Source organism: Actinomadura bangladeshensis, assembly GCF_004348335.1.
Lineage (GTDB): Bacteria > Actinomycetota > Actinomycetes > Streptosporangiales > Streptosporangiaceae > Spirillospora > Spirillospora bangladeshensis.
The window spans coordinates 1-26249 of sequence record NZ_SMJW01000109.1; the positions used below are offsets into that span (position 1 = coordinate 1).

General features: G+C 72.7%; 24 protein-coding genes. 15 read left to right on the plus strand and 9 right to left on the minus strand.

The features are described 5' to 3' along the window. Positions 1-60: 60 nt before the first annotated feature. Entirely contained in the window at positions 61-1032 is a 972-nt protein-coding gene (gene corA / locus E1284_RS21275; protein WP_131941594.1) for a magnesium/cobalt transporter CorA, read from the minus strand. Between the two features lie 67 nt (positions 1033-1099). Between corA and E1284_RS21280 the strand changes: the two genes are divergently transcribed. From E1284_RS21280 to mshC, 8 genes are all read left to right on the plus strand, one after another. Further along, positions 1100-1813, plus strand: a complete 714-nt coding sequence (locus E1284_RS21280) for a histidine phosphatase family protein (RefSeq protein ID WP_131941596.1) — start codon at positions 1100-1102, stop codon at positions 1811-1813. 9 nt (positions 1814-1822) lie between these two features. Then, positions 1823-2371, plus strand: coding sequence for a DUF3090 domain-containing protein (locus tag E1284_RS21285; protein WP_131941598.1), 549 nt, complete (start codon positions 1823-1825; stop codon positions 2369-2371). A gap of 90 nt (positions 2372-2461) precedes the next feature. Next, complete coding sequence (locus E1284_RS21290; RefSeq protein ID WP_131941600.1) at positions 2462-3247, plus strand: SCO1664 family protein; 786 nt, start codon at positions 2462-2464, stop codon at positions 3245-3247. A gap of 48 nt (positions 3248-3295) precedes the next feature. Then, a complete protein-coding gene (locus E1284_RS21295; RefSeq protein ID WP_131941602.1) occupies positions 3296-4057 on the plus strand; it encodes an NRDE family protein in 762 nt (253 codons plus the stop codon). Positions 4058-4161: 104 nt separating this feature from the next. Next, a complete protein-coding gene (locus E1284_RS21300) occupies positions 4162-5928 on the plus strand; it encodes an ABC transporter substrate-binding protein (RefSeq protein ID WP_131941604.1) in 1767 nt (588 codons plus the stop codon). Beyond that, positions 5925-6932: an ABC transporter permease gene (locus E1284_RS21305; protein WP_131941606.1), complete on the plus strand. Its 1008-nt coding sequence runs from the start codon at positions 5925-5927 to the stop codon at positions 6930-6932. Before E1284_RS21300 ends, E1284_RS21305 begins: the two co-directional genes overlap by 4 nt. 7 nt (positions 6933-6939) lie before the next feature. Then, entirely contained in the window at positions 6940-7884 is a 945-nt protein-coding gene (locus E1284_RS21310) for an ABC transporter permease (protein ID WP_131941608.1), read from the plus strand. A gap of 103 nt (positions 7885-7987) precedes the next feature. Then, positions 7988-9217 carry a cysteine--1-D-myo-inosityl 2-amino-2-deoxy-alpha-D-glucopyranoside ligase gene (gene mshC / locus E1284_RS21315; protein WP_131941610.1) on the plus strand — a complete coding sequence of 410 codons (1230 nt, stop codon included), beginning with the start codon at positions 7988-7990 and terminating at the stop codon, positions 9215-9217. Positions 9218-9221: 4 nt separating this feature from the next. Here mshC and E1284_RS21320 read toward each other — a convergent pair whose 3' ends face one another. From E1284_RS21320 to E1284_RS21330, 3 genes are all read right to left on the minus strand, one after another. Beyond that, positions 9222-9755, minus strand: a complete 534-nt coding sequence (locus tag E1284_RS21320; protein ID WP_131941612.1) for a TrmH family RNA methyltransferase — start codon at positions 9753-9755, stop codon at positions 9222-9224. A gap of 106 nt (positions 9756-9861) precedes the next feature. Next, a complete protein-coding gene (locus E1284_RS21325; RefSeq protein ID WP_131941614.1) occupies positions 9862-10716 on the minus strand; it encodes a PAC2 family protein in 855 nt (284 codons plus the stop codon). Between the two features lie 234 nt (positions 10717-10950). Next, positions 10951-11412 (minus strand): universal stress protein, encoded by a 462-nt coding sequence (locus E1284_RS21330; RefSeq protein ID WP_131941616.1) that lies wholly within the window; start codon positions 11410-11412, stop codon positions 10951-10953. A 166-nt stretch (positions 11413-11578) separates the two neighbouring features. Between E1284_RS21330 and E1284_RS21335 the strand changes: the two genes are divergently transcribed. The 7 genes from E1284_RS21335 to E1284_RS21365 all read left to right on the plus strand — a co-directional run bounded on the left by E1284_RS21335 (position 11579) and on the right by E1284_RS21365 (position 19468). Further along, entirely contained in the window at positions 11579-12241 is a 663-nt protein-coding gene (locus E1284_RS21335; RefSeq protein WP_131941618.1) for an HAD family hydrolase, read from the plus strand. A 164-nt stretch (positions 12242-12405) separates the two neighbouring features. Beyond that, the gene (locus E1284_RS21340; protein WP_131941620.1) at positions 12406-12837 is read left to right on the plus strand and encodes a hypothetical protein; all 432 of its coding nucleotides are present in this window, start codon (positions 12406-12408) and stop codon (positions 12835-12837) included. Between the two features lie 466 nt (positions 12838-13303). Beyond that, positions 13304-14296 carry an ABC transporter permease gene (locus E1284_RS21345; protein ID WP_131941622.1) on the plus strand — a complete coding sequence of 331 codons (993 nt, stop codon included), beginning with the start codon at positions 13304-13306 and terminating at the stop codon, positions 14294-14296. Positions 14297-14340: 44 nt separating this feature from the next. Further along, positions 14341-16110, plus strand: a complete 1770-nt coding sequence (locus tag E1284_RS21350) for an ABC transporter substrate-binding protein (protein ID WP_131941624.1) — start codon at positions 14341-14343, stop codon at positions 16108-16110. Positions 16111-16215: 105 nt separating this feature from the next. Continuing rightward, positions 16216-17235 carry an ABC transporter permease gene (locus tag E1284_RS21355; protein ID WP_131941626.1) on the plus strand — a complete coding sequence of 340 codons (1020 nt, stop codon included), beginning with the start codon at positions 16216-16218 and terminating at the stop codon, positions 17233-17235. Beyond that, on the plus strand, positions 17235-18302 hold the full coding sequence (locus E1284_RS21360) for an ABC transporter ATP-binding protein (protein WP_131941628.1): 1068 nt from the start codon (positions 17235-17237) through the stop codon (positions 18300-18302). Before E1284_RS21355 ends, E1284_RS21360 begins: the two co-directional genes overlap by 1 nt. 23 nt (positions 18303-18325) lie before the next feature. Then, positions 18326-19468: an ABC transporter ATP-binding protein gene (locus E1284_RS21365; RefSeq protein ID WP_425544457.1), complete on the plus strand. Its 1143-nt coding sequence runs from the start codon at positions 18326-18328 to the stop codon at positions 19466-19468. Positions 19469-19577: 109 nt separating this feature from the next. Here E1284_RS21365 and E1284_RS21370 read toward each other — a convergent pair whose 3' ends face one another. The 5 genes from E1284_RS21370 to E1284_RS21390 all read right to left on the minus strand — a co-directional run bounded on the left by E1284_RS21370 (position 19578) and on the right by E1284_RS21390 (position 26229). Next, positions 19578-22079 carry an ABC transporter permease gene (locus E1284_RS21370; protein WP_243714645.1) on the minus strand — a complete coding sequence of 834 codons (2502 nt, stop codon included), beginning with the start codon at positions 22077-22079 and terminating at the stop codon, positions 19578-19580. Beyond that, a complete protein-coding gene (locus E1284_RS21375; protein WP_131941630.1) occupies positions 22076-22891 on the minus strand; it encodes an ABC transporter ATP-binding protein in 816 nt (271 codons plus the stop codon). Before E1284_RS21375 ends, E1284_RS21370 begins: the two co-directional genes overlap by 4 nt. 253 nt (positions 22892-23144) lie before the next feature. Further along, positions 23145-23825: a response regulator gene (locus E1284_RS21380; RefSeq protein WP_131941632.1), complete on the minus strand. Its 681-nt coding sequence runs from the start codon at positions 23823-23825 to the stop codon at positions 23145-23147. A gap of 125 nt (positions 23826-23950) precedes the next feature. Further along, positions 23951-25174 (minus strand): sensor histidine kinase, encoded by a 1224-nt coding sequence (locus E1284_RS21385; RefSeq protein WP_131941634.1) that lies wholly within the window; start codon positions 25172-25174, stop codon positions 23951-23953. A gap of 182 nt (positions 25175-25356) precedes the next feature. Then, on the minus strand, positions 25357-26229 hold the full coding sequence (locus tag E1284_RS21390; RefSeq protein WP_131941636.1) for a RecB family exonuclease: 873 nt from the start codon (positions 26227-26229) through the stop codon (positions 25357-25359). Between the last annotated feature and the right edge of the window lie 20 nt (positions 26230-26249).

The window sequence follows — 26249 nt, forward strand, 5'->3', positions numbered from 1 at the left end:
GACCCGCCCTGCCCCGCGCCGTCAGAGGGCGCCGTCAGCGGGCGCCGTCAGCGGGCGCCGTCAGAGCCAGCCGCTCCTGCGCAGCCGCCGGAACAGCAGCACGCACGCGACCGCCATCACCACGATGACCAGCGGGTAGCCGAAGCTCCAGTGCAGCTCGGGCATGTGGTCGAAGTTCATGCCGTAGATCCCGGCGATCGCGGTCGGCACCGCGATGATCGCCGCCCACGCGGAGATCTTGCGCATGTCCTCGTTCTGCTGCTTGCCGAGCAGCGCCAGGTGCGCCGTCAGCACGCTGTTGAGCAGCTCGTTGTGCGCGTCGACCTGCCCGTCCACCCGCAGCAGGTGGTCCAGGACGTCGCGGAAGTACTCCCGGGTGGAGCCGCACTCGGCGACCCGGCCCTTGACGATCTCCTGCATCACCGGGACGAGCGGGTCCTCGGCGCTGCGGAACTCCAGCACCTCCCGCTTGAGGGAGTAGATGTCGGCGGTGACGTCCCGCGCGCCCGGGTCGAACACCGCCCGCTCCAGCCCGATGATGTCGACCTCGACCTCGTGCGCGACGAGCCCGTACCGGTCGACGACCTCGTCGCACACCGCGTACAGGACGCCGGCCGAGCCGTGCCCGAGCAGTTCCGGGTCGTCCTCCAGCCGCTTCCGGACGGGGCCGAGCGGGTTGCCGGTGCCGTGCCGCACGGTGACGACGAAGTCGCGGCCGAGGAACACCATGATCTCGCCGACCTCGATGTCGGACGTCTCGTCGAGGTAGGTCAGCGTCTTCAGCACCACGAACAGCGTGTCGCCGTAGCGCTCCATCTTCGGCCGCTGGTGCGCGGACACGGCGTCCTCGGCGGCCAGCGGATGCAGGTTCAGCTCGTCCTTGACCAGCTCGAACTCGTCCTCGTCCGGTTCGTAGAGCCCGATCCACAGGAAGCAGTCGCCGTCCTCGCGGGCGAGGTCGAAGGCGTCGCTGATGTCGCCGTCGATGTCGCTGCGCGTCCCGCCGGCGTAGATGGCCTTGTCCACGATCACGGCACGCATTCTCGCGCACCGGCACCGCACCGCGCCGCCATGCCGGGCATCTCCTAGAGTGGCCGCCGTGACGACCCTTCTCCTGGTGAGGCACGGCCTGACCGCGATGACCGGCCCGGTGCTCGCCGGCTGGACCCCCGGGGTGAGCCTCGACGACCGGGGCCGCGCCCAGGTCACCGCGCTCGCCGCCCGGCTCGCGCCGCTGCCGCTCGCCGCCGTCGTGTCCAGCCCCCTCGATCGCTGCGCCGAGACCGCCGGGATCATCGCGGCCGGGCACGCGCCGCCGATCGACAAGACCGAGACCGACGAGCGGTTCGGCGAGGTCCGCTACGGCGACTGGACGGGCCGCCCGCTCAAGGAGCTCGCCGAGGAGCCGCTGTGGCGGGTCGTGCAGGCGCACCCGAGCGCCGCCCGGTTCCCCGGCGAGGACGGCGAGTCCCTCGCCGCCGCGCAGCACCGCGCCGTCACCGCCGTCCGCGACTGGAACGCGCGCATCGCCGCCGAGCACGGCCCGGACGCCCTGTACGCCGTGTGCAGCCACGGCGACATCATCAAATCGGTCGTCGCCGACGCGCTCGGCCTCCACCTGGACCAGTTCCAGCGGATCCAGGCCGACCCCGCCTCGCTCACCGTGATCCGCTACACCGAGACGCGGCCGTTCGTGGTCCGGCTCAACGACACCGGAGGCGACACCGCCGCGCTGGTTCCGCCGCCGCCGGCGGAAGGTTCCGGGAAAGACGGACTCGGGCCGGATGACGCGCCGGTCGGCGGCGGCGCGTAGGGTCGTGTCATGCCCGTCATCTCCTACGACCTGCCGGAGCGCTTCGTCGCCGGCGCCGTCGGGCGGCCCGGCGAGCGCGCCTTCTACCTGCAGGCCCGCGCCGGCCGCCGCGTCACCAGCGTCGGGCTGGAGAAGTTCCAGGTGACGCTGCTGGCCGAGCGGCTGGAGGAGCTGCTGGACGAGGTGCTGCGGCGCAGCGGCGGCGACGCCCCGGTGCCCGCCGCCACCCCGTCGGAGCTGCAGGACGACGGCCCCCTCGACCAGCCGGTGGAGGAGGAGTTCAAGGTCGGCACGATGGCGCTCGCCTGGGACCCCGACGACGAGCAGGTCGTCATCGAGGCGCAGGAGGTCACCGAGACCGAGGAGGAGCCCGAGGTCGGCGAGGACGACCCGGCGATCGCGGTGCTGCGGGTCCGGATCAGCGCCGCGCAGGCCCGCGCGTTCGCCGAGCGCGCCCTGAAGGTCGTCGCCGCCGGGCGGCCCCCGTGCCCGCTGTGCGGGCTGCCGCTGGACGGCGCCGGGCACGTCTGCCCGCGCCAGAACGGGTACATGGGCTGAGATGCCGGTCCCCGCGTACTCGGTCACCGGCGTGTGCCGGATCATGGACGTGTGCTGGATCATGGACGGCGCGGCCGGGAGGATGGACCCATGACGCAGTCCTCCCGGGACCGGGCGCCCGCAGACGGCACGGGCCGCGGCACGCCCGGACGCCCGGTGCCGCCCCGCGACGCCGCCGCCGCCGAGCGGCTGCTGTCGGCCGGGCGCCTCGCCGTGGAGGGCCGCCTCGTGCAGGCGTCCAACGCCACCCTGTACTGCTCGATCGAGCACGACGGCAGGACCGCGGGCTGCGTCTACAAGCCCGTCGCCGGCGAGCGCCCGCTGTGGGACTTCCCCGACGGCACCCTCGCCGAGCGGGAGGTCGCCGCCTACGAGGTGTCCAAGGCGATGGGCTGGGGCACCGTCCCGCCCACCGTCCACCGCGACGGCCCCTACGGCCCCGGCATGGTGCAGCTGTGGGTGGAGCCCGACCCCGACGTCGACCTGGTCGCCCTGTCCCGCTCCGACGACGAGGCGATCCGCCGCATGTCGGTGTTCGACGCCGTCGTCAACAACGCCGACCGCAAGATCGGCCACCTGCTGCCCCCCGGCGACGGCCACGTCTACGGCTGCGACCACGGCGTGTGCTTCTCCACCGAGTACAAGCTCCGCACCGTCCTGTGGCAGTGGCGCGGCAAGCCCCTCACCGCCGAGGCCCTCGAAGCCCTCGGCCGCGTCGAGGCGGCGCTCCGCGGCGCCCTCGGCGCCCGCCTCGCCGAGCTCCTCACCCCCGCCGAGGTCGACGCGACCCGCCGCCGGGTCGAGCTGATGCTCGAGCACCGCATCCACCCCTACCCGCCGGAGGACTGGCCCGCCATCCCCTGGCCGCCGCTGTAGCCCGCCCCCGCCCGTGGGGCGAAATGGGCGGAGTGCTGCAATTGGGGGATGTGTACGGCGATCATCAGCGTGGATCCCCCGTCCCCGGTGCCCGTGCTCGTGGTGGGGGTGCGGGACGAGTTCGTCGCCCGCGAGTGGGCGGGCCCGGCCCGGCACTGGCCCGACCGGCCGGGACTCGTCGGCGGCCGCGACCTGCGCGCCGGCGGGACGTGGCTGGCGGTCGAGCCGGGCGCGCCGCGGGTCGCGGTGGTGCTGAACGGGCGCGGCCGGATGGCGCCGGAGGCGTCCCGCGCGTCGCGCGGCGAACTGCCGCTGCGGGTCGCCGCCGACGGCAAGCTCGGCGGGCTCGACCTCGCGGTGTTCGACCCGTTCCACCTCGTCGGCGCGGAACCGGACCGGGTGCGGCTGTGGAGCTGGGACGGCGAGGCGCTCACCGAGCGGACCCTCGGGCCCGGCCTGCACATGATCGTCAACAGCGGGCTGGAGGGCGAGGGGCAGCTGGAGGGCGAGACCGAGGACGCCTACATGGCCGCCCGGCTGGCCCACTTCCGGCCGCGGCTGGCCGCCGCGCCGCGCCCCGAGCCCGGCCCGGACGAGCCGGTGGAGCGGGCGTGGGGCGCCTGGCTGCCGCTGCTGGACGGCGACGGGCTGCCCCGCGCCGACCACCGCGCCCTGCTGCCGCTGCTGGACCTCGGCGACGGGCGGGTGTGGGGGACGACGTCGGTGAGCCTTGTCGCGCTCGGCCGGGGCGTCCGGTACGACTTCTCCGCCGCCCCGGGCGAGGGGGATGCCTGGTCCCGGGTGCTGTAGGTCCAGGGGCGCCATAGGTCCCGGGGACCGCGGGACACGGGTCCGGGCCGGGAAGCCGTTTTCGGCTGCGGTGACGTGACAGCGGGTGCTACATTGACTACTTAATGCGATCTTCGTCGGGGACGGCGCGGGCGGGAGCGGTCGCGGCCGGTCTCGTCGCGGTGCTGCTGGCACCGGCCGGCTGCGGCGGCGGCGAAGAACCCGTCAGGGGCGGCACGCTGCGGGTCGCCGGGTCGGCCGACGTCGACCACCTCGACACCGCCGCCGTGTACACCACCTGGGGCGGGCTCCTCGCCCGCCAGTTCGCCCGGACGCTGTTCGGGTACCGGGCGTCCAACGATTTCGGGGAGGCCGTCACGGTGCGGCCCGACGTGGCGCTGGAGATCCCGACCGCGCGCAACGGCGGCCTCGGCCGCGACGGCCGCACCTACACGATCAGGCTGCGCGGCGGCGTGCTGTGGAACACCAGCCCGCCCCGCGAGGTGACCGCGGCCGACTTCGTCCGCGGCATCAAGCGGGCCTGCAACCCCGCCGCCCCGGCCGGCGGCAGGGCCTACTTCATCGAGACGATCGCCGGCATGGGCCGCTTCTGCGCCGGCTACGCCCGCGTCGACCCGGGCAGCGCCGCCGCGATGGCCCGCTACCAGCGCACCACCGGCGTCCCCGGGCTGGTCGCCGCGGACGCCAAGACCCTGGTGATCAAGTTGAACCGGCCGGCCACCGACCTCGTCAACCTGCTCGCGCTGGAGTCCGCGGCGGCGGCGCCCGCCGAGTACGACCGCTACATCCCCGACAGCCCCGAGTTCCGGCGGCACATCGTCTCCGACGGCCCCTACCAGATCACCTCCCACACGCCCGGCCGGCGGTACGTCCTGGAGCGGAACCCGAGCTGGCGGGCCGCGTCCGACCCGATCCGCGCGCAGAACCCCGACCGCATCGAGATCTCGCTCGGGCACGACTCCCCGGACGACGTCCAGGGCATGCTGGAGAGCGGCGCCGCCGACCTGCCCTGGGACCAGCCGGTCCCGGCCGCGAAGATCGCGGAACTGCGGGACGACCCCGACTTCGCGATCATGGAGGGGTCGGCGCTCGACCCCTACCTGGTGTTCAACACCCTCAGCCCGAACAACGGGGGAGCGCTCGGCAGGACCGCGGTCCGGCAGGCGATCGGCTACGCCGTCGACAAGGCCGCGGTGGTGCGCATCTACGGCGGTCCCGACATCGCCGAGGTCCTCCACCAGACCATCCCGCCGCGCAGCGTCGGCCACCAGGAGTTCAACCTCTACCCGACCCCCGGCGACCGGGGAGACCCCGACAGGTGCAGGCGCATGCTGGCCCGCGCCGGGTACCCGCACGGCCTGACGCTGACGTTCCCGTACCGGCTCAGCGGCAACCACCCGCAGGTCGCCCGGTCGATCACCCGCGACCTGGCCGCCTGCGGCATCACCGCCCGGCTCCGGCCCGACACCAGCGGCGCCTTCTACGGCACCACCCTCGTCACCCCGGCGCGCGCCCGCGCCGGGAAATGGGACATCGCCGTCCCCGGCTGGGTGCCCGACTGGTACGGCAACAACGGCCGCACCACCATCGTCCCGCTGTTCGACGGGCGCCACTACGGCCCCAACTCCAGCGACTACGGCGGGTTCGACGACCCCGCCGTCAACCGGCTCATCGACCACGCGCTCAACGCCCGCGACGCCGCCACCGCGGCCGGGTACTGGGCGCAGGCCGACCACCGCATCATGGAGGACGCCGCGGTCGTGCCCCTCATCAACCAGCGGACCCCGATCTTCCACTCCGCGCGCGTCCGCAACGCCCGGTACCTGCCGCAGTACCGCGCCTACGACCTCAACCAGGTCACGTTCCGATGACCGGCTACGCCGACCTCGGGACGCGCGAGCCGCCCGCCGGGACCGCCGCCGGGACCGCCTCCGGGACCGCCGCCGGCGCGGCGGCGGTCCCGGCGGCGGTCCCGGGCCGTACCCCGGCCCGCCTCGCCTGGGACCGGTTCCGGCGCGACCGGGCCGCCGTCGCCTCCCTCGCCGTGCTGGCGGTGATCGCGGCGTTCGCGGCGCTGGCGCCGCTGTGGGCGCACCTGACCGGCCACCCCTACGACGCGACGTTCCCGCGGACGGGCCTGGACGCGGGCGGGCGGCCGCGCGGCCCCGGCGGCGGCTTCCCGCTCGGCGCCGACCAGCTCGGCCGCGACGTCCTCGTCCGCGCCGCCTACGGGGCGCGGATCTCGCTGACCGCCGGGATCGGCGCGGCCGCGCTCGCCTCGGCCGCCGGGACCGCCGCCGGCACCCTCGCCGGGTTCGCCGGCGGCGCGCTGGACACGCTGCTGGCCCGGCTGATGGACATGATCCTCGCGCTGCCCTACCTGCTGGTCGCGATCATGCTGGCGACCACGTTCCAGATCTCCTCGCCCGCCGCGAGCCTCGCGATGACGATCCTGGTCATCGCGTTCTTCTCGTTCGCCGCCTACGGCCGCACCATCCGCGGGCAGGTGCTGGCGCTGCGCGAGCAGCAGTTCATCGAGGCGGCCCGCGCCCTCGGCGCCTCCAACGCCCGCATCATGGCCACCGAGCTGCTGCCGAACCTGACCGCGCAGATCACCGTGCTGACCTCGCTGCTCGTCCCGGCCTCGATCGTGTCGGAGGCGACCCTGTCCTTCCTCGGCGTCGGCGTCCGGCCGCCGATGCCGAGCTGGGGGTCGATGCTCGGCGAGGGCGGCGAGCAGTTCCGCACCGCCTGGTGGCTGCTCGCCGTCCCCGGCCTGCTGCTGCTCGCCACCACGCTGGCGTTCAACCTGCTCGGCGACGGCGTCCGCAACGCCCTCGACCCGCGCGGCGACCGCGCCGCCGCCGGGAGGTGACCCGCCGGTGCCGCGCTTCGCCGTCCGCCGCCTCCTGTACGCCGCCGTCGTGCTGTGGCTGGTGGCCACGCTCACGTTCGCGGTCCTGCACCTGTCGCCCGTCCCCGTCGAGCGCGTCATCGGCGGGCCCCGCGCCACCCCCGAGACGCTGGCGCAGATCCGCCGCAACCTCGGCCTGGACCGGCCGCTCCTCCTCCAGTACTGGTGGTTCCTCGCCCGGCTGCCGCACGGCGACCTCGGCGACTCCTACGTCAACGGGACGCCGGTCACGGCGCTGATCGGCGCCCGGCTCCCGACGACGCTGTGCCTGGTGTCGGGCGCGGCGGCCCTGTGGTTCGCGGGCGGCATCGTCACCGGCGTCACCGGCGCGTCCCGGGCGCGGGGCCTGTGGGACCGGACGGTCACCGTCTTCGTCCTGGCCGGCCTGTCGACACCGCCGTTCGTCATGGCGCTGGCGCTGCTGTCGCTGTTCACGATCGGGCTGGGCGCGGGCGGCGTCCACCTCTTCGAGGCCGGCCCGCCGCTGCAGGAGCACTTCCTGCGCCGCATGGTCCTGCCGTGGTTCGCGCTGGCCTTCCTGATGATGGCCGCCTACACGCGCCTCACCCGCGGGGCGATGCTCGACGTCCTGGACGAGGACTACGTGCGCACGGCCCGCGCCAAGGGCCTGCCGGAGCGCCGCGTCGTGCGCGGGCACGCGCTGCGGGCGGCGCTGACCCCGGTCGTCACCCAGCTCGGCATCGACCTCGGCGCCCTGATCGGCTCCACGATCGTGACCGAGAAGGTGTTCGGGCTGCAGGGCGTCGGGCAGCTGGTGTACCAGTCCATCGCGGCCGGCGACACCCCGGTGATCATCGGGGTGACGCTGCTCGTGACGTTCTCGGTGACCGTCGCGAACCTGCTCGTCGACATCGGCTACGCGTTCCTGGACCCGCGCGTCCGCCCCGCCTGAGCCGGCCGGGGCCGAGGGACGGGACGGGCTTACCCGGGCGGCCCGGGACACTTGCCATGATCTCGGAGTAATGCCGCTAGCTGCGCATGGATAAGCTTTCGGTATGCGATCGTGGCCCGCCTCCGAAGTCCCCAGCCTGCCCGACGCGGGCCTGCCCGCCGCCGACCGTCCGCTGGCCCTGCACGACACCGGGGCGGGCGCCGCGCGCCCCACCGCCCCCGGCGAGACGGCCCGGATGTACGTGTGCGGCATCACCCCCTATGACGCGACCCACCTCGGCCACGCCAACACCTACCTCGCGTTCGACCTCGTCAACCGCGTCTGGCGCGACCTCGGCCACCGCGTCCACTACGTGCAGAACGCCACCGACGTCGACGACCCGCTCCTGGAACGTGCCGAGCAGACCGGCGAGGACTGGCGCGCCCTCGCCGACCGCGAGATCCAGCTGTTCCGCGAGGACATGACCGCGCTGCGGATCCTGCCGCCCGACCGCTACATCGGCGCGGTCGAGGCGATCCCGCTCGTCGTCGAGATGATCGAGAAGCTGCGCGGCCGCGACGCCGCCTACGCGGTGGACGGCGACATCTACTTCCCGGTCGCCTCCGACCCGTCCTTCGGCGGGGTCAGCCGGCTCGGCCGCGCGGAGATGGCCCCGCTGTTCGCCGAGCGCGGCGGCGACCCCGACCGCGCCGGCAAGCGCGACCCCCTCGACCCGCTGCTGTGGATGGCGCGCCGCCCCGGCGAGCCCGGCTGGGACTCCCCGTTCGGCGAGGGCCGCCCCGGCTGGCACGTGGAGTGCTCGGCGATCTCCGTCGAGTACCTCGGCATGGCCTTCGACGTGGAGGGCGGCGGCTCCGACCTCGCCTTCCCGCACCACGAGATGAGCGCCTCGCACGCCCAGGTCGCCACCGGCGAGCGCCCGCACGCCCACGCCTACGTCCACGCCGGCATGGTCGGCCTGGACGGCGAGAAGATGTCGAAGTCGCGCGGCAACCTGGTGTTCGTGTCGAAGCTGCGCGAGGGCGGCGCCGACCCCATGGCGATCCGGCTTGCGCTGCTCGCCCACCACTACCGCGCCGACTGGGAGTGGACGCCGGACCAGCTGGAGGCGGCGGACGCCCGCCTCGGCCGCTGGCGGGCCGCCGCGGCCCGCCCGTCCGGGCCGCCCGCCGCGCCGCTGGCGGCCGCGGTCCGCGGTCACCTCGCCGACGACCTGGACGCCCCGGCCGCCCTCGCCGCCGTCGACGACTGGGCCGCCCACGACGGCGCGGACGAGCAGGCCCCCGCCCAGGCCAGGGCCGTCGTCAACGCCCTCCTCGGCGTCGCCCTCTGACCGCTCAGAGCAGACCGGCGAGCTTGTAGAGCACCAGCGACCCGGCGACGGCCACGTTCAGGCTGCTGCCGCTCCCCACCATGGGGATCTCGACGGCCAGGTCGAGCAGGTCGAGCGCCTCCGCGGGGATGCCGGTCTGCTCGTGCCCCAGCACGGCGACCGTCCGGACCCGCGCGGCGGGCAGGTCGGCGAGCCGAACCGCCTCGTCGGCGAGTTCCACGCCGACGATCCGGGACCCGGCCTCCCGCTGCCGCTCCAGCCAGCCGGGCGGGTCGTTCACCCAGTGGACGCAGGCGGGGCGGCGCAGGGTGTTGCCGCGTTCGAGGGCGTCCGGCACCCAGGGGAAGCGGGGCACGGCCATGCACGCGCCGACGGCGTCGCAGGTGCGCAGCAGCGTCCCGAGGTTGGCGCCGTGCAGCGGCCACAGCGGGGCGGCGACGAGATGGTCCCAGCAGGCGTGGCCGCGGTGGCGGCGCTGCCGGCGCAGTTCGCGCGGGGGCCGGACCCGGATCGCCGGGCCCCGTGTCCGGGCGCTCACCGGCGCCGGGCGCCACCGCCCTCCGAGAATGCGAAAGTCATGATCGGCGCACTTCGCGGCGTGCGCGGGCCATCGCCGGGAACGGGACGCGACCGAGTATAAACCGCTAGGCCGGGCCGCGGCCGGGGTCGCGGCGGCGCAGGTAGCGCTCGAACTCGCGGGCGATGGCGTCGCCGCTCGCCTCCGGCAGCTCGGTCGCGTCCTTCTGCTCCTCCAGCGTCCGGACGTACTCGGCGACCTCGGAGTCCTCCTCGGCGAGCTCGTTCACGCCGTGCTCCCAGGCGCGCGCCTCCTCCGGCAGCTCCCCGAGCGGGACCGTGACGTCGAGGAGGTCCTCGACGCGGCGCAGCAGCGCCAGCGTCGCCTTCGGCGACGGCGGCTGCGCCACGTAGTGGGGGACCGCCGCCCACAGCGACACCGTGTCGAGGTCGGCCTTCGCGCACGCGTCCTGCAGCACCCCGAGGATGCCGGTCGGCCCCTCGTAGCGGGCCGGCTCCAGGTGCAGGGTGCTGACCAGCCCGGCCTCCGACGCGGCACCGGTGACGGGCACCGGCCGGGTGTGCGGGGCGTCGGCCAGCAGCGCGCCCAGCAGGACGACGTTGCGGACGCCGAGCTCCAGCATCAGCCCGACCAGCTCGCGGCAGAACGACCGCCACCGCATGTTCGGCTCGATGCCGTGCAGCAGCACCACGTCCTTGCCGCTCGGCAGCCGCGCCCACGACACCCGCGTCGTCGGCCAGGTGATGCCGCGGGTCTCCCCGTCGGTCATCTCCACGATCGGGCGGGTGACCTGGAAGTCGTAGTAGTCGTCGGGATCGAGCTCGGCGATGGGCACCGCTTCCCAGGTCGACTCCAGATGCGCGATCACGCCGCTGGCGGCCTCCCCGGCGTCGTTCCACCCCTCAAAGGCGGCCACGAGCACCGGATCGACGAGTTCCGGCACGCTTTCGAGCTCGATCACGCGCTGCCTCCTTCCGACGCCCACCTACAGCGTCACCGACGGGGGCGTCATTCCCGGGGTCGGGGGCCCCGCTCATGATCGGTGGCTGTCAGCCTACGTCCTGACAGTGACGTACCCCACCCCTCACGAGCCAGACCCCCGGAGCCCTACGCCACGGGCGGAACCGGATCACGATCCGGTCTCCCCGGGGAGGGCGCTCGTCCATTGACGGCGGCGGCGGGGGCTGGAGGACGGTCACTTGCCCTTCGGGGTGGTGTGGACGATCAGCACGTCGCAGGGGGAGCGGTGCGACAGGTTCGCCGGCACCGAGCCGAGGATGCGCCCGGCCAGGCTGTTCAGGCCCCGGTTCCCGACGACGACGAGGTCGGCCTCGCGCTCCTTGGTGAGCCTGGCGAGCACGTCCACGGGGTCGCCCTCGACCGAGACCTGCTCGATGTCGGTGGCGCCGGCCGCGACCGCCCGCTCCCGCGCCGCCCGCAGCGCGTCGTCGGCGGGCGTCGAGCCCTGCACCTTGTACGCCAGGTCCCCGAGCCGGTCGGCGGCGCTGGCGCGCTCGCGCTCGGGCATCGGGCTGTAGGCCGAGGCCAGCAGCAGGGTGGCGCCGGTCGCGGCGGCCAGCTGCGCGGCACGGTCCACCGCGCGGAACGAGGAGTCCGAGCCGTCGGTGCCGACGAGGATGATGCGGTACGCGCTCATGCCGTTCCTTACCCGTTGGTAGTCACTGCTGGCACGGTATCGGTCCACTGACCCATCCGTCACGGTCTCTTTGCACACCTCGTCCAAGAAGGGCCGCCGGCCGGCGGCGCTCCGGCATGCGGGCGCCCGTGAGCTCCCCGCGATCTCCCGGTTATGGTGGGGTGACATGTGCACCCCCACTGGCGGCCTGCAGGCCGTTCTCTTCGACATGGACGGCCTGCTCATCGACTCCGAGCGCGTCTGGCTGGAGGTCGAGTCCGAGGTCATGGCGTGGCTGGGCGGCGAGTGGACCCCGGCCCACCAGGAGAAGCTCGTCGGCGGGTCCCTGTCCGTCGCCGTCGACTACATGCTGGAGCTGACCGGCGCCGGCGCCGACCCCGGGGAGGTCGGGCGGCGGATGCTGGACGGCATGGCCGAGCGGCTCACCGCCTGCGTCCCGCTGATGCCCGGCGCCAAGGAGCTGCTCGCGGAGATCCGCGCCGCCGGCGTCCCGGCCGCGCTGGTGTCCTCCAGCCACCGGCGGCTGATCGAGCCGGTGCTGGACGCGATCGGCCGCGAGCACTTCGCGCTCAGCGTCGCCGGCGACGAGGTCGCCCGCACCAAGCCCGCCCCCGAGCCGTACCTGACCGCCGCCGCGCGGCTGGGCGCCGACCCGGCCCGCTGCGTCGTGCTGGAGGACTCCCCGAACGGCGTCGCGGCGGGGGAGGCGGCGGGCTGCGCGACCGTGGCGGTCCCCGGCGTCCTGCCGATCCCGCCCGCGCCGGGACGCACCGTGGTGGCCTCGCTGCGCGAGGTCGACCTGGAGATGCTCGGCTCCCTGGCCCCCTGAGCGCGCCCGTGCCCTGATACCCGCGTGCTGCCCCGCAGGGGTGGGGAGGGTCACGCCGGAGGAGGAGATCTCCCTGCTCAGGAACCGTCCGCCGGGAGGAGCGATACCGCCGTCCCGCGTGTGACGATGGGAAGAGCACCACCGTACGGAGAAGAGGGGCCGGCATGAGCGACGCAGTCATTTTCGCGATCAGCCTCGGGGTCACCCTGGCCGGGCTGGTGATCAGCTGGGGCGTCTACCGCCGCCGCGGCGCGGGCACGGGCCTGCGCGGCGCCGCACTGTCCCTGGTGCCGCTGGCGGCGGCGATGACGGGGGTCACGGAGTTCTTCGTCGACCTGGCGTTCAGTCCGGTGAAGTGGGCGGGCGTCGCGGTGGGCGGCCTCGCCGTGCTGCTGTACCTGGCGTCCGGCGCGATGCTGAGCCGCCGCGCGGACGCGGCGCCGGGCGGCGCGAAGGCCGCCGCCGGGGAGGGCGGACGGAAGTCCGCGGGCCGCGGCGCGAAGCCGAAGGGCGCCGTGCGGGGGCCCGAGCGGACCGGCGGCGACCCGGAGATGGCGGAGATCGAGCGGATCCTGCGCGACCGCGGCATCTCCTGACCCGGGACCGGCCCCGCGCGGGCGCGCGGGCGCGCCCGCGCCACGGCGGCGGGCCGGGGCTCCCCCGTGCGACGGGGGAGCCCCGGCCCGCCGCTATCCTGTGTCTTCTGCGGCCATGACGGGCTGACCTGCGGAGAATCGGTCTCAGATCGGACTCGGTACGGTAAAGCTTGGTGGTCTGGACCGGCTTGGAGTTGCCTGTCCAGGTGTAGGCGAACGTACTATTCGGGCGATTTGTCCGAAGTGGCGTTCGGGCGCGTGTGCCCCAGATGACGACGAGATCACAAGTCAGATACGGGTACTGGCGAAGCTCGCTTCACGGATGGACAGTCGTGCCCGAAGGACTACGTTTCCCTTCAGCAAACGCGGCGTAACGGGCACGGGGGCAGCGGATGATCTCCGCGGTCGCCGGCCGGACGCCGGGGGCATGGCCGAACCAGTGGCCGGACGGTAGGAGGTATGGAGCGTGGCCGCACCCATTGAGGTGACCGGGTCCGACACCGAGGCGCAGCCGGAAGCGGTCCTCGCCGGTGTCGACAGCAAGAAGATCCAGGGGCGCTCCCTCGGTCAGATCGCCTGGATGAGGCTGAAGCGCGACAAGGTCGCGCTGACCGGCGCCGTCGTGGTCATCCTGCTGATCCTGATCGCGATCTTCGGCCCGTACTTCGTGCAGAACCCGCTGGCCTACCACCAGAACCTGATCGACCCGACCTACAACCGGCCGAAGTCCGGCTTCTGGCACTCGGGGATCAGCGGCGACCACTGGCTCGGCGTGGAGCCCGGGACGGGCCGCGACATGCTGGCCCGCATCGTGCACGGCGCCCGGATCTCGCTGCTGGTGTCGTTCCTCGCGACGCTGCTGTCGGTGGCCATCGGCACGGTCATGGGCATCATGGCCGGCTACTTCGGCGGCTGGGTCGACTACCTGATCAGCCGCGCCATGGACGCCTTCCTCGCCTTCCCGCTGCTGCTGTTCGCGATCGCGCTGGTCGGCGTCGTGTCCGACGGCTCCTTCGGGCTGAACGGCAACGGGCTGCGGGTGTCGGTGCTGATCTTCGTGATCGGTTTCTTCAACTGGCCCTACATCGGCCGCATCATCCGCGGCCAGACGCTGTCGCTGCGCGAGCGCGAGTTCGTCGACGCCGCGCGCAGCATGGGCGCCAAGAACTCGTACGTGCTCTTCAAGGAAGTCCTGCCGAACCTGGTCGCGCCGATCCTGGTCTACTCGACCCTGCTGATCCCGACCAACATCCTGTTCGAGGCGGCGCTGTCGTTCCTCGGCGTCGGAGTGATCCCGCCGACGCCGTCGTGGGGCGGCATGCTCACGCTCGCCGTGCCGATCTACTCCTCGGACCCGATGTACATGATCATCCCTGGTATGGCGATCTTCATCACCGTCCTCGCCTTCAACCTGTTCGGTGACGGGCTGCGGGACGCTCTCGACCCTCGGGCCAAGTGACTCGGGTCCATCCGACCCGTCTATTTGAAGGGGTGCGCCTGCACATGAACAAAACGAGACCGATCGCGGTCTTCGCGGCCGGGGTGGCCGCGGCCGCGTTGCTCTCCGCCTGCGGCGGAGGCGACGAGTCGGGCAGCTCGGGGAGTGGCCCCGGCTACAACGCCGGCGTCAACGAGGTGGTCAACAAGTCCGACAAGAAGGGCGGCACGCTCAAGCTGGCCAGCTCCGACGACTGGGACTCGCCGGACCCCGGCGACACCTACTACGCGTTCTCGCAGGCTTTCGCGCGTCTGTACGGCCGTGGGCTGACCACGTTCAAGCCGGCGGCGGGCAAGGAGAGCCTGGAGGTCGTCCCGGACCTGGCGACCGACCTGGGCACGCCCAGTGAGGGCGGCAAGACCTGGACGTACAAGCTGCGGACCGGCGTCAAGTTCGATGACGGCACCACCGTCACCTCGAAGGACGTCAAGTACGCGGTCGAGCGCAGCAACTACACCAAGGAGCTGCAGCTCGGTCCGAAGTACTTCAAGCAGTACCTCGTCGACAACAAGCCCGCGTACAAGGGCCCCTACGACGACAAGAGCGACGAGGGCCTCAAGTCGATCGAGACCCCCGACGACCAGACGATCGTGTTCCACCTGAACACGCCGTTCTCCGAGTTCGACTACCTGGTCGCGATGTCTCAGACGATGCCCGTGCCGAAGGCCAAGGACACCGGCCTGAAGTACGCGAACTCGATCGTCTCCAGCGGCCCGTACAAGGTCGACAACTACACGCGCGGCAAGTCCATGACGCTGTCGCGGAACACCCACTGGAACCAGAGCACGGACCCGCTCCGCAAGGCGCTGCCCGACAAGATCGAGGTCCAGCTCAAGCAGAACGCGGACGACATCGACCAGCGGCTGCTCGCCGGCACGCTGGACATGGACATCTCCGGCGTCGGCGTGCAGGCGGGCACCCAGCCCAAGGTGCTGGCCGACAACCAGAAGCCCTACGTGGACAACCCCGTCCAGGGCTTCCTGCGGTTCATGTCGCTGAACGTCCACGTGAAGCCGCTGGACAACGTGCACTGCCGCATCGCCGTGCAGTACGCGACCGACAAGGTCGCCGCCCAGACCGCCTACGGAGGCCCGCTGGCCGGCGGTGACGTCGCCACCACGGTGCTGCCCCCCACGGTCGACGGCTACACCAAGTTCGACCTGTACCCGCAGAAGCAGGCCGAGGGCGGCAACGGCCTCGACGACGCCACCCTGGCCAAGGCCAAGGAGGAGCTGAAGGCCTGCGGCCAGCCCAACGGCTTCAGCACCAAGATCTCGGCCCGGTCCGACCGGCCGAAGGAAGTCGCGATGGCGCAGGCCATCCAGCAGAGCCTGGCCAAGGTCGGCATCAAGGTCGACATCGTGCAGTGGCCGGCCGGTGACTACTTCAACAAGTACGTCGGCGTGCCGGACTACGTCCACAAGCACGGCGTCGGCATGATGATCATGGCGTGGGCGGCCGACTGGCCGACCGGCTACGGCTTCCTCGCCCAGATCGTCCACGGTGACGCCATCAAGCCCTCCGGCGGCACCAACCTGGCCGAGCTGGACGACCCCGCGATCAACAAGGGGCTGGACGACGCGATCGCCAACACCGACAAGGCGGCGCGCACGAAGGCCTACGGCGAGATCGACAAGATGGTCATGCAGTCGGCCGCGGAGGTCCCGCTGATCTACGCCAAGGCGCTGATGTACCGGCCGAAGCGGGTCACCAACGTCGGGATCACCTACTCCTATGGCGGTATGTACGACTACCTGAACATGGGCGTGGAGTAACCATCCGCTCGTCCGTGCGCTCCATCTGAAGGCAGGTGAAGGCGACGCCCGCCGGCCGGGTCAGGACCTACAGGTCCGCCCGGCCGGCGGGTGGGGCCGAGGAATGTGCTCGCATACATCATCCGGCGCCTCATCGGTGCCGTCCTCATGTTGCTGCTGGTCAGCCTGGTGACCTTCGGCATCTTCTTCGGGCTGCCGAAGCTGGCGGGACAGACCACCGACCAGCTCGCGGCCGCCTACGTCGGCAAGGCGCCGACCGCCGAGGCCATCCAGGACACCAAAGAGCGGCTCGGCCTCGACAAGCCGATCGTGGTGCAGTACGGGAACTACCTGAAGGGCATCGTCGCCGGCAAGGACTACAAGGCCGGCCCCGTGACCGACCACTGCCCGGCGCCCTGCCTCGGCTACTCCTACCGCAGCAGCCAGCCGGTGCTGGAGACGCTGATGGACCGCGCCCCGGCCACCGCGTCGCTGGCCCTCGGCGCCGCGGTCATCTGGCTCATCGGCGGCATCACCACCGGAGTCATCTCGGCGCTGCGCCGGGGCAGCCTCTGGGACCGTACCGCGATGATCATCGCGTTGAGCGGGGTGTCGCTGCCCATCTACTTCACCGGCCTGGTCTCGCTGGCGCTGTTCTCCTACACCCTCAAGATCTTCCCCGGCGGCGGCAGTTACCCGCCGGAGGGCTTCACCGGCGCCCCGGTGATGTGGTTCCAGTCGCTGGTGCTCCCCTGGGTGACGCTCGCGTTCCTGTACGCGGCGATGTACGCGCGGCTCACCAGAGCGGGCATGCTGGAGACGATGAACGAGGACTACATCCGCACCGCCCGCGCCAAGGGGCTGCCGGAGAAGACCGTCGTCACCAAGCACGCGCTGCGCGCGTCCCTGACGCCGATCCTCACGATCTTCGGTCTCGACCTCGGCCTGCTGCTCGGCGGCGCGGTGCTCACCGAGAACACTTTCGGCATCCCCGGGCTGGGCCAGCTCGCGATCAGCTCGATCAACGGCGGCGACCTGCCCATGGTGCTCGGCATCACGCTGATCACGGCGACGTCGATCGTCGGGATCAACCTGATCGTGGACCTGCTGTACGCCGTCGTCGACCCGAGAGTGAGGCTGAGCTGATGACCGGCACCGCGCCCGCCGCGGACACCGCGGGCACCGGCGAGGCCCCCACCTCGTTCCTCGACGTCCGCGACCTCAAGATCCACTTCCCGACCGACGACGGCTTGGTGAAGTCGGTGGACGGCCTGTCGTTCCAGTTGGAGCGCGGCCGCACCCTCGGCATCGTCGGCGAGTCCGGCTCGGGCAAGAGCGTCACCAGCCTCGGCATTCTCGGCCTGCACAACAAGCGCAACGCCAACGTGTCGGGTGAGATCTGGCTGAACGGCAAGGAGATCGTCAACGCCTCGCAGTCCGAGGTGCGCCGGCTCCGCGGCCGCGACATGGCGATGATCTTCCAGGACCCGCTGTCGGCGATGCACCCGTTCTACACGGTCGGCAAGCAGATCGTCGAGGCCTACCGGGTCCACAACGACGTGTCCAAGCAGGTGGCGCGCAAGCACGCCATCGACATGCTCGGCCGCGTCGGCATCCCCAAGCCGGACAAGCGGGTCGACGACTACCCGCACCAGTTCTCCGGCGGCATGCGGCAGCGCGCGATGATCGCGATGGCGCTGTCGTGCGACCCCGAGCTGCTGATCGCCGACGAGCCGACGACGGCGCTGGACGTGACCGTCCAGGCGCAGATCCTGGACCTGATCCGCGACCTGCAGCAGGAGTTCAACTCCGCCGTCATCATGATCACTCACGATCTCGGGGTGGTCGCGGAGCTGTCGGACGACATCCTGGTCATGTACGCCGGGCGCGCCGTGGAGTACGCCGCGGTCGAGGACGCCTTCCACCACCCGCTGCACCCCTACACGTGGGGGCTGCTCGGGTCGATGCCGCGGCTGGACCGCGAGCGCACCGAACGGCTCCAGCCGATCGAGGGCTCGCCGCCGAGCCTCATCAACGTCCCGTCCGGGTGCGCGTTCCATCCGCGCTGTCCCTACAAGGACCTCAACGGCGACAAGTGCACGACCGAGCGGCCGGAGCTGGTCGAGCTCTCGCCCGGCCACAAGGCGGCGTGCCACCTCCCGCTGGAGAAGAAGCGCGAGATCTGGAACGACGAGATCCGGCCGAAGCTGTGACGAGCACGGGTGGGAACGAGACTGTGAACATTTCCAAGACCCCGGCCGACGCGACCCGTCCGGCCGCGGAGGCCCGCCCCGCGCGGGACGGCGAGCCGCTGCTGGAGGTGGACAACCTCGGCAAGCACTTCCCCGTCACCGCGGGGCTGCTGCGCCGGCAGGTCGCGGCGGTCAAGGCCGTCGACGGCGTGTCGTTCTCGGTCCGCAAGGGCGAGACCCTCGGGCTGGTCGGGGAGTCCGGCTGCGGCAAGTCCACCACCGGCCGGATGATCATGCGGCTGCTGGACTCCAGCTTCGGCAAGATCACCTTCGAGGGGCAGGACATCACCAAGATGTCCCAGTCCCGGCTGCGGCCGCTCCGCCGCGACCTGCAGATGATCTTCCAGGACCCGTACTCGTCGCTGAACCCGCGCAAGACCGTCGGCGCGATCGTCGGGGCCCCGTTCCGGCTGCAGAACATCGAGGCCAAGCAGGGCGTGAAGAAGGCCGTCCAGGAGATCCTGGAGCTCGTCGGCCTCAACCCCGAGCACTACAACCGCTACCCGCACGAGTTCTCCGGCGGGCAGCGGCAGCGCATCGGCATCGCCCGCACCCTCGCCCTCAAGCCGAAGCTCATCATCGCGGACGAGCCGGTGTCGGCGCTGGACGTGTCGGTGCAGGCGCAGGTCGTCAACCTGCTGGAGGACCTGCAGGACGAACTCGACCTCACCTACGTGGTCATCGCGCACGACCTGTCGGTCGTCCGGCACATCTCCGACCGTGTCGCGGTCATGTACCTCGGCAAGATCGTCGAGGTCGCGGACCGCGCGGACCTGTACCAGCGGCCGATGCACCCCTACACCAACGCGCTGCTGTCGGCGGTGCCGATCCCGGACCCGAGCCAGCGCGACGAGCGCAAGCGGATCCGGCTGCAGGGCGACGTCCCGAGCCCGATCGACCCGCCGCCCGCGTGCCGCTTCCACACGCGCTGCTGGAAGGCGCAGGACATCTGCAAGCAGGTCGAGCCGCCGCTGGTCGAGCTCAGCCCCGGCCACCAGGCCGCCTGCCACTTCCCGGAGAACACCACGGTCAGCGCCACCGACGCGGTCGCCAAGGCCGCGGTGGCGCCGGGCGCGCCGGCCGCCGACGAGGCCCCCGCGGACGCCTCGGAGACCGCGGCCGAGTAGGACGCCGCCGGACCTTCCCCCCGGCGCTCCCACACACCGAGAAGACCCGGGCCCCTCCGCGCGGAGGGGCCCGGGTCTTCTCGCGCTCGCGCGGCCCGGCGCCGCCGGCCTACTCGGTCGAGATGGCCTTCAGGACGTCCATGCGCCCCGCCCGCCACGCCGGCCACAGCGCCGCCAGCACACCGATCGCCGCGGCCACCACCAGGTACACCACGAGCGTCCCGTACGGGACGGCGAGGACGCCGAGGCCCTGGTCGGCGAGCGCGTTCTGCAGCGCCGCGCCGAACGCCACCCCGATGCCCATGCCGAGCACCGCGCCGAACACCGCGATCATGATGGACTCCAGCCGGATCATCCGGCGCAGCTGCCGCCGGGAGATCCCGATCGCGCGCAGCAGCCCGATCTCCCGGGTCCGCTCGATCACCGACAGCGCGAGGGTGTTCACGACCCCGACCGCCGCGATGATCACCGACATGACCAGCAGGATCGTCAGGAACGTCACGAACCCGTCGACCTGCTTGCGGGCGTCGTCCTTCAGCGTCGCCTGGTCGGCGACCTCGAGGTTCGGGTACGCCTTGACCGCCGAGTCCAGCGCGGCCTTGGTGGACGCGTCCGCCTTCTGCGCGTCGACCACCACGATCCCGACGGTGGGCCGCAGCGTGTGCCTCAGGTGCGCCTGCTGCGAGATCAGCCGCGGCCCGATCAGGTCGCTCTTGGCGTACACGCCCGACAGCGTGAGCCGCTCGGTCTGACCGTCGGCGAACCGCATGGGCACCGCCGTCCCGACCTTCCAGCCGCGGTCCTTCGCGGTGTCCTCGTCGACCATGATCGACGCCGGGCCGGTGGACGCCGAGCCCGACTCCAGCTTCAGCCGGGCGGCCTTGGCCAGCGCCGGCAGGTCGCCCGCGACGTAGTAGACGTCCTTGCCGTCGATCTCGGCCTTCGCGTCGTAGGTCGGCGACACCGCCAGCACCCCCGGCGTGTCCTTGATCCGCTGCTGGGCCTCGGCGTTCACCCCGCCGGGGCCCTGCGACTGCACCAGGTAGTCCGCGCCGAACTGAGCGTCCACCTGCTCGTCGATCGACGCGCGCATCGTCGCGCCGAGCACGTTCACCGTCGTGATCAGCGCCAGGCCGATCATCAGCGCCGCGGCGGTCGCCGCGGTCCGGCGCGGGTTGCGCAGCGCGTTCTGCCGCGCCAGCCGCCCGGGGGAGCCCATCAGCCGCGCGGACGGCGCGCCGAGCACCTTCAGCACCGGGACGCTGATCACCGGGGCGAGCATCGCGACGCCGATGAAGACCCCGAACGCGCCCGCGCCGACCGGGATCGCCGGGTTGTCGCCGCCGCCCGCCAGGCCGACGCCGATCAGGCCCGCGCCGGCGAGGGTCAGCAGCGACCCGAGCGCCACCCGGATCCGCAGCGACCGCTGCGGCAGCCCCACGTCGTCGCGCATCGCCGCGACCGGCGGGATCTTCGCGGCGCGCCGCGCCGGGAAGTACGCCGACACCACGGTCACCACGATCCCGACCGCGTACGACCAGATCACCGGCGTCGCGGTGAAGGTGAGGCCGCCCTGCCCGGCGTCGCCCACCTGCGACTGCAGCAGCGACGCCAGCCCGGCCCCGGCCGCGAGGCCCAGCGTCGAGCCGACCACGCCGACCGCGACGGCCTCGCCGATCACCGCCCGCGTCACCTGCCCGCGGGCCGCGCCGATCGCGCGCAGCAGCGCCAGCTCACGGGTCCGCTGCGCGACCAGCATCGAGAACGTGTTGAAGATGATGAACGCCCCGACGAAGATCGAGATCAGCGCGAACACCAGCAGGAACGTCCGGAAGAAGCTCATCATCTGCGCGATGTCGCTCTTGGACTCCTCGCGCAGCTTCTCCCCGGTGACGGCCTCCACGCCCTGCGGGAGGACCTTCGCGACCCGGTCCCGCAGCTCCTGCTCGGACGGCCCGGCGGAGCCCATCTCGATGTCGCTGAAGTAGCCGGGCTTCAGCATCAGCTTCTGCGCCGTCGGGGTGTCGAACCCGGTGAGGGTCGCGCCCATCAGGTTGCCGGCGTCGACCAGCCCGACGATCGTCATGCGGGCGGGCGGGCCCGCGGTGAGCACCTGCGCGGCGTCGCCGACGGCCAGGTCGCCCTTCTCCGCGGTCTTCGCGTCGATGACGACCTCGCCCGGCCCGCGCGGCGCCCGGCCCGACGCCAGGTCGTAGGACCCGCCGTCCGTCCAGTTCGTGCCGATCTGCGGCGGGCCGTTCTGCGCCGTCCCGACGATCTCGCCGTCCTTGCCGACGACCGCCGCGTACCCGTTGACGTTGCCCTTCGGGTCCTTGACGCCCTCGACGCCCTGCACCGCCTTCAGCACCGCCGCCGGCACCGGCCGCGCCGCCATGCCGTCGTCGTCGCCGCCCCCGACCTTCTGGGCCCGCACGTCCACGGCGACGTTCGCGCCGACCTTGCTGAACAGCTCGTCGAACTGCTTGTTCATGCTGTCGGTGAAGATCAGCGTGCCGGCCACGAACGCCACGCCGAGGATGACCGCGACCGCCGTCAGCACCAGCCTGATCTTGTGCGCCGCCAGATTGCGGAGCGTGACCCTGCCCATCATCGCGCCGAGACCTCCGAGTCCGCGGCGGGACGGGCGGCGGCGTCGAAGTTCTTCATCCGCTCCAGCACCCGCTCGGCCGTGGGCTCCGCCATCGTGTCGACGATCTGCCCGTCCGACAGGAACAGCACCTGGTCGGCGTACGCCGCCGCGGACGGGTCGTGGGTGACCATCACGATCGTCTGGCCCATCCGCCGCACCGAGTCGCGCAGGAAGCCGAGCACCTCGGCGCCCGACCGCGAGTCGAGGTTGCCCGTCGGCTCGTCCGCGAAGATGATCTCCGGGCGGGACGCCAGCGCGCGGGCGCACGCCACCCGCTGCTGCTGGCCGCCCGACAGCTCGCTCGGGCGGTGCTTCAGCCGCGGCCGCAGCCCCACCGTGTCGATCACGGTGTCCAGCCACTCCCGGTCGGGCCCGCGGCCGGCGATGTCCATCGGCAGCGTGATGTTCTCCAGCGCCGTCAGCGTCGGCACCAGGTTGAACGCCTGGAAGATGAAGCCGATCTTGTCGCGGCGCAGCCGCGTCAGCTGCTTGTCCTTCAGCGCCGTCAGCTCGGTCCCGCCGATGAACACCTGCCCGGAGTCCACCGAGTCCAGCCCCGCCATGCAGTGCATCAGCGTGGACTTCCCGGACCCGGACGGGCCCATGATCGCGGTGAAGCGGCCGCGGGGAATGCCGACCGTGACCCCGTCGAGCGCGACGACCTGGGCGTCGCCGCGCCCGTACACCTTCGCGATCTGCTGGGTCCGTGCGGCGAAGTCGCCCGCCCCGGGCGCGGAGTCCGCACCGGCGGTCGAAGGGGCGGTGTTCGTCACGTGAAGCTCCCGTGTGTGAGTGGTCGAGTCCGTCCGGACCGCGCCTTGTCCCCCCGGCGGCCCGACACCCAGAACACTAGAAGCCCCGCGAACCCGAAGGATGCACCCCCGGAACGGACTTCCCCGTCCACCCTCGGCAGGAGGCGCCCGCCCCCCGTCGTCCTCCGGGAGTAGGCCCCGCTACCCCGGACGTCAGGGATCCCTCAGGGACCGACCCCGAGACCGGCCCTGATTCCGGTCGGGCCCGGCGCCGTCAGCTCTGCCCCGGCCTGCTCAGACCCGTCTCGTAGGCGTACACGACCGCCTGCACCCGGTCGCGCAGCCCGAGCTTCGCCAGCACGTTCCCCACGTGGGTCTTCACGGTCGTCTCGCTGACCACCAGCTCCGCCGCGATCTCCGCGTTCGACTGGCCCCGCGCCACGTGCGCGAGCACCTCGCGCTCCCGGACCGTCAGGGTGTCCAGGCCCGGCGGGGGTGACTGGTCCCGCACGGCGGGGAGCCGCGTCGCGAACTTGTCCAGCAGCCGCCGCGTCACGCTCGGCGCCACGATCGCGTCGCCCTCCGCCACGATCCGGATCGCCTGCACGAGGTCCTCCGGCGGGGAGTCCTTCAGCAGGAACCCGCTCGCCCCCGCGCGCACCGCCTCGATCACGTACTCGTCGAGATCGAACGTGGTCAGGATCAGCACCTTCGGGTCGTGGGACGCGGCGCCCTCCCGGATGATCCGCCGGGTGGCCTCGATCCCGTCCACCCCGGGCATCCGGATGTCCATCAGCACCACGTCCGGCAGCAGCGACCGCGTCATCTCCACCGCCGCCGCGCCGTCCCCCGCCTCGCCGACCACCGCGATGTCGGCCTCGGCCTCCAGGATCAGCCGGAACCCCGTCCGCAGCAGCGGCTGGTCGTCGACCAGCAGCACCCGCACCGCCGTCATCGCGCCACCCCGCCCGGCCGCGCCGCCCCGGCGGACCGCCGCTCCGGTCGCCCCATCGTCACCGCTCCTCGACTCACGACGCTCCGCCCTCGCCTCGGCCGGCCGGCGTCCCGCCGGCCGGCACCTCACGCCTCCAGCGGGAAACGCGCCCGCACACCGAACCCGCCGCCGACCCGCGGCCCGATCCTCAACTCGCCACCGTACAGCGCCACGCGCTCGTACATGCCGACCAGTCCATGACCCGGATTGTCCCCGTTCCCGGCCATGAAGGTCGCCGTGCCCCGCCCGTCGTCCTCGATCTCGACGGTCAGGTCGCCGTCCCCGTAGTACAGCCGCACCCACGCCCGCGCCTGCGGCCCCGCGTGCTTCAACGTGTTCGTCAGCGCCTCCTGGATCAGCCGGAACGCCGCCACGTCCACCCCCGGCGACGGCGGCCGCGCCTCGCCCTCGATCCACAGCTGCACCGACAGGCCCGTCTCCCGGACGTGGTCCAGCAGCTCGCCGAGATCGCCCAGGCCCGGCTGCGGCGCCAGCTCCCGGCCCGCCTGCTCGGCGTCCCGGTCCGTCCGCAGCACCCCCACGATCCGCCGCATCTCGCTCAGCGCCGTCCGCCCGACCTCCTCGATCGTCGACATCGCCTCGCGCGCGCTCCCGGGGTCCCGGTCGATGATCCGCCGCGCCGCCCCGGCCTGCACCGTCATCACGCTCACATGGTGCGCCACCACGTCGTGCAGCTCGCGGGCGATCCGCGACCGCTCCTCGATCCGCGCCGCGCGCGCGTCCGTCCCCCGCGCCCGCTCCAGCCGCGCCGCCCGGTCCTCCAGCTCCGCGAAGTAGGCCCGCCGCAGCCGCAGGTTCCGGCCCAGCATCCACACGCCGATCACCAGCGCCGAATCGGTGATCACCACGACCGGCTCCGACGACATCGGCAGGAGCAGCAGGTACCCCAGGAAGTACACGAACGAGACCAGCCCGCCGAGCGCGCTCTGCGCCAGCCCCCGGTGCGCCGCCACGCTGTACACCGCGATCAGGAAAGCCACCACGTCCGGCACCGCCGGCGGATACTGGGCCACCGCCATCGCCGTCTCACCGGCGATGATGAACAGCAGCACCGGCAGCGGACGGCGGCGCCGCAGCGCCAGCGCCATCGTCACCACGACGACCAGCAGCCCGTTCCACACGTCCGGGGTCCGGAACTGCGCGAAGTCCCCGCTGTCCGGAAGCTCCTGCAGGTACAGCTGCGGCAGGCCCGCCAGCAGCAGCCCGGCCGCGAGCAGCGCGTCCGCCGCCTGCGGACGCGCCTGCAGCCAGGCACGGGCGGCATGAAGACCACGGATGCGGGGTGACACGACACTCACCCTAGGAGGTCGCGGCAGGTCCCGGCCCCTCCTGGACGCGGATCCGCGGTCCTCCCCAAGGATGAGCCCGCCGCGCCCGCGGGGCGACGCCCGCCCCCCTGTGGACGCGCATGCGTCCGCGCCTGCAGGCCGGCGTGCTCGCGCGCCTTACAGGCCGTGCGTGCTCGCGCGCCTTACAGGTCGCCGTGCTCGCGGGCCGTGCCGTCCGGGTCCGCGCCCTCCAGGTCCGCCGGCGACGGGCGGCGCACCGGGACCGCCGGCAGCGGCGGGGGAGTGCCCCCGAACTCGGGGCACCGCTCCTTGTGATCGCACCAGTCGCACAGCCGGCCCGCGCGCGGCCGCCACTCGCCCGTGTCCATTGCCCGCCGGATCGCCTGCCACAGCGCCTCGACCTTCCGCTGCGTCGCGCGCAGGTCGGCCTCGTCGGGCTCGTACCGCAGCACCTCGCCGTTCCCGAGGTACATCAGCTGCAGCAGCCGCGGCACCCGGCCCCGCAGCCGCCACAGCACCAGGGCGTAGAACTTCATCTGGAACAGGGCGCGCGCCTCGAAGTCGGCCCGCGGCGCCGTCCCGGTCTTGTAGTCCACGATCCGCACGTCGCCGCTGGGCGCCACGTCCACCCGGTCGATGTACCCGCGCAGCTTGAGGCCCGAGTCGAGCACGGTCTCCACGAACAGCTCCCGCTCCGCCGGCTCCAGCCGGCGCGGATCCTCCAGCGTGAAGTACCGCTCCACCATCCGCCGGGCCTGCGCGAGCCACTCCGCCCGCTCCGCCTCCCCGGCGTCCCCCTCCGCGAAGAGTTCCGCGAGCTCCGGCTCCGCCGCCAGCAGCCGCTCCCACTGCGGGCCGAGCAGCTCCAGCGCCGCCGCCGGCGTCCGCCCGCCGGTCGGCAGGTCGAACAGCCGCTCCAGCACCGCGTGCACCAGCGTGCCCCGCACCGCCGCCGCACTCGGGCGCTCCGGGATCCGATCGATCACCCGGAACCGGTACAGCAGCGGACATGTCATGAAATCGCCCGCACGGGACGGCGACAACGACCCCACCACCGCGACGTCCCCCGCGTCCC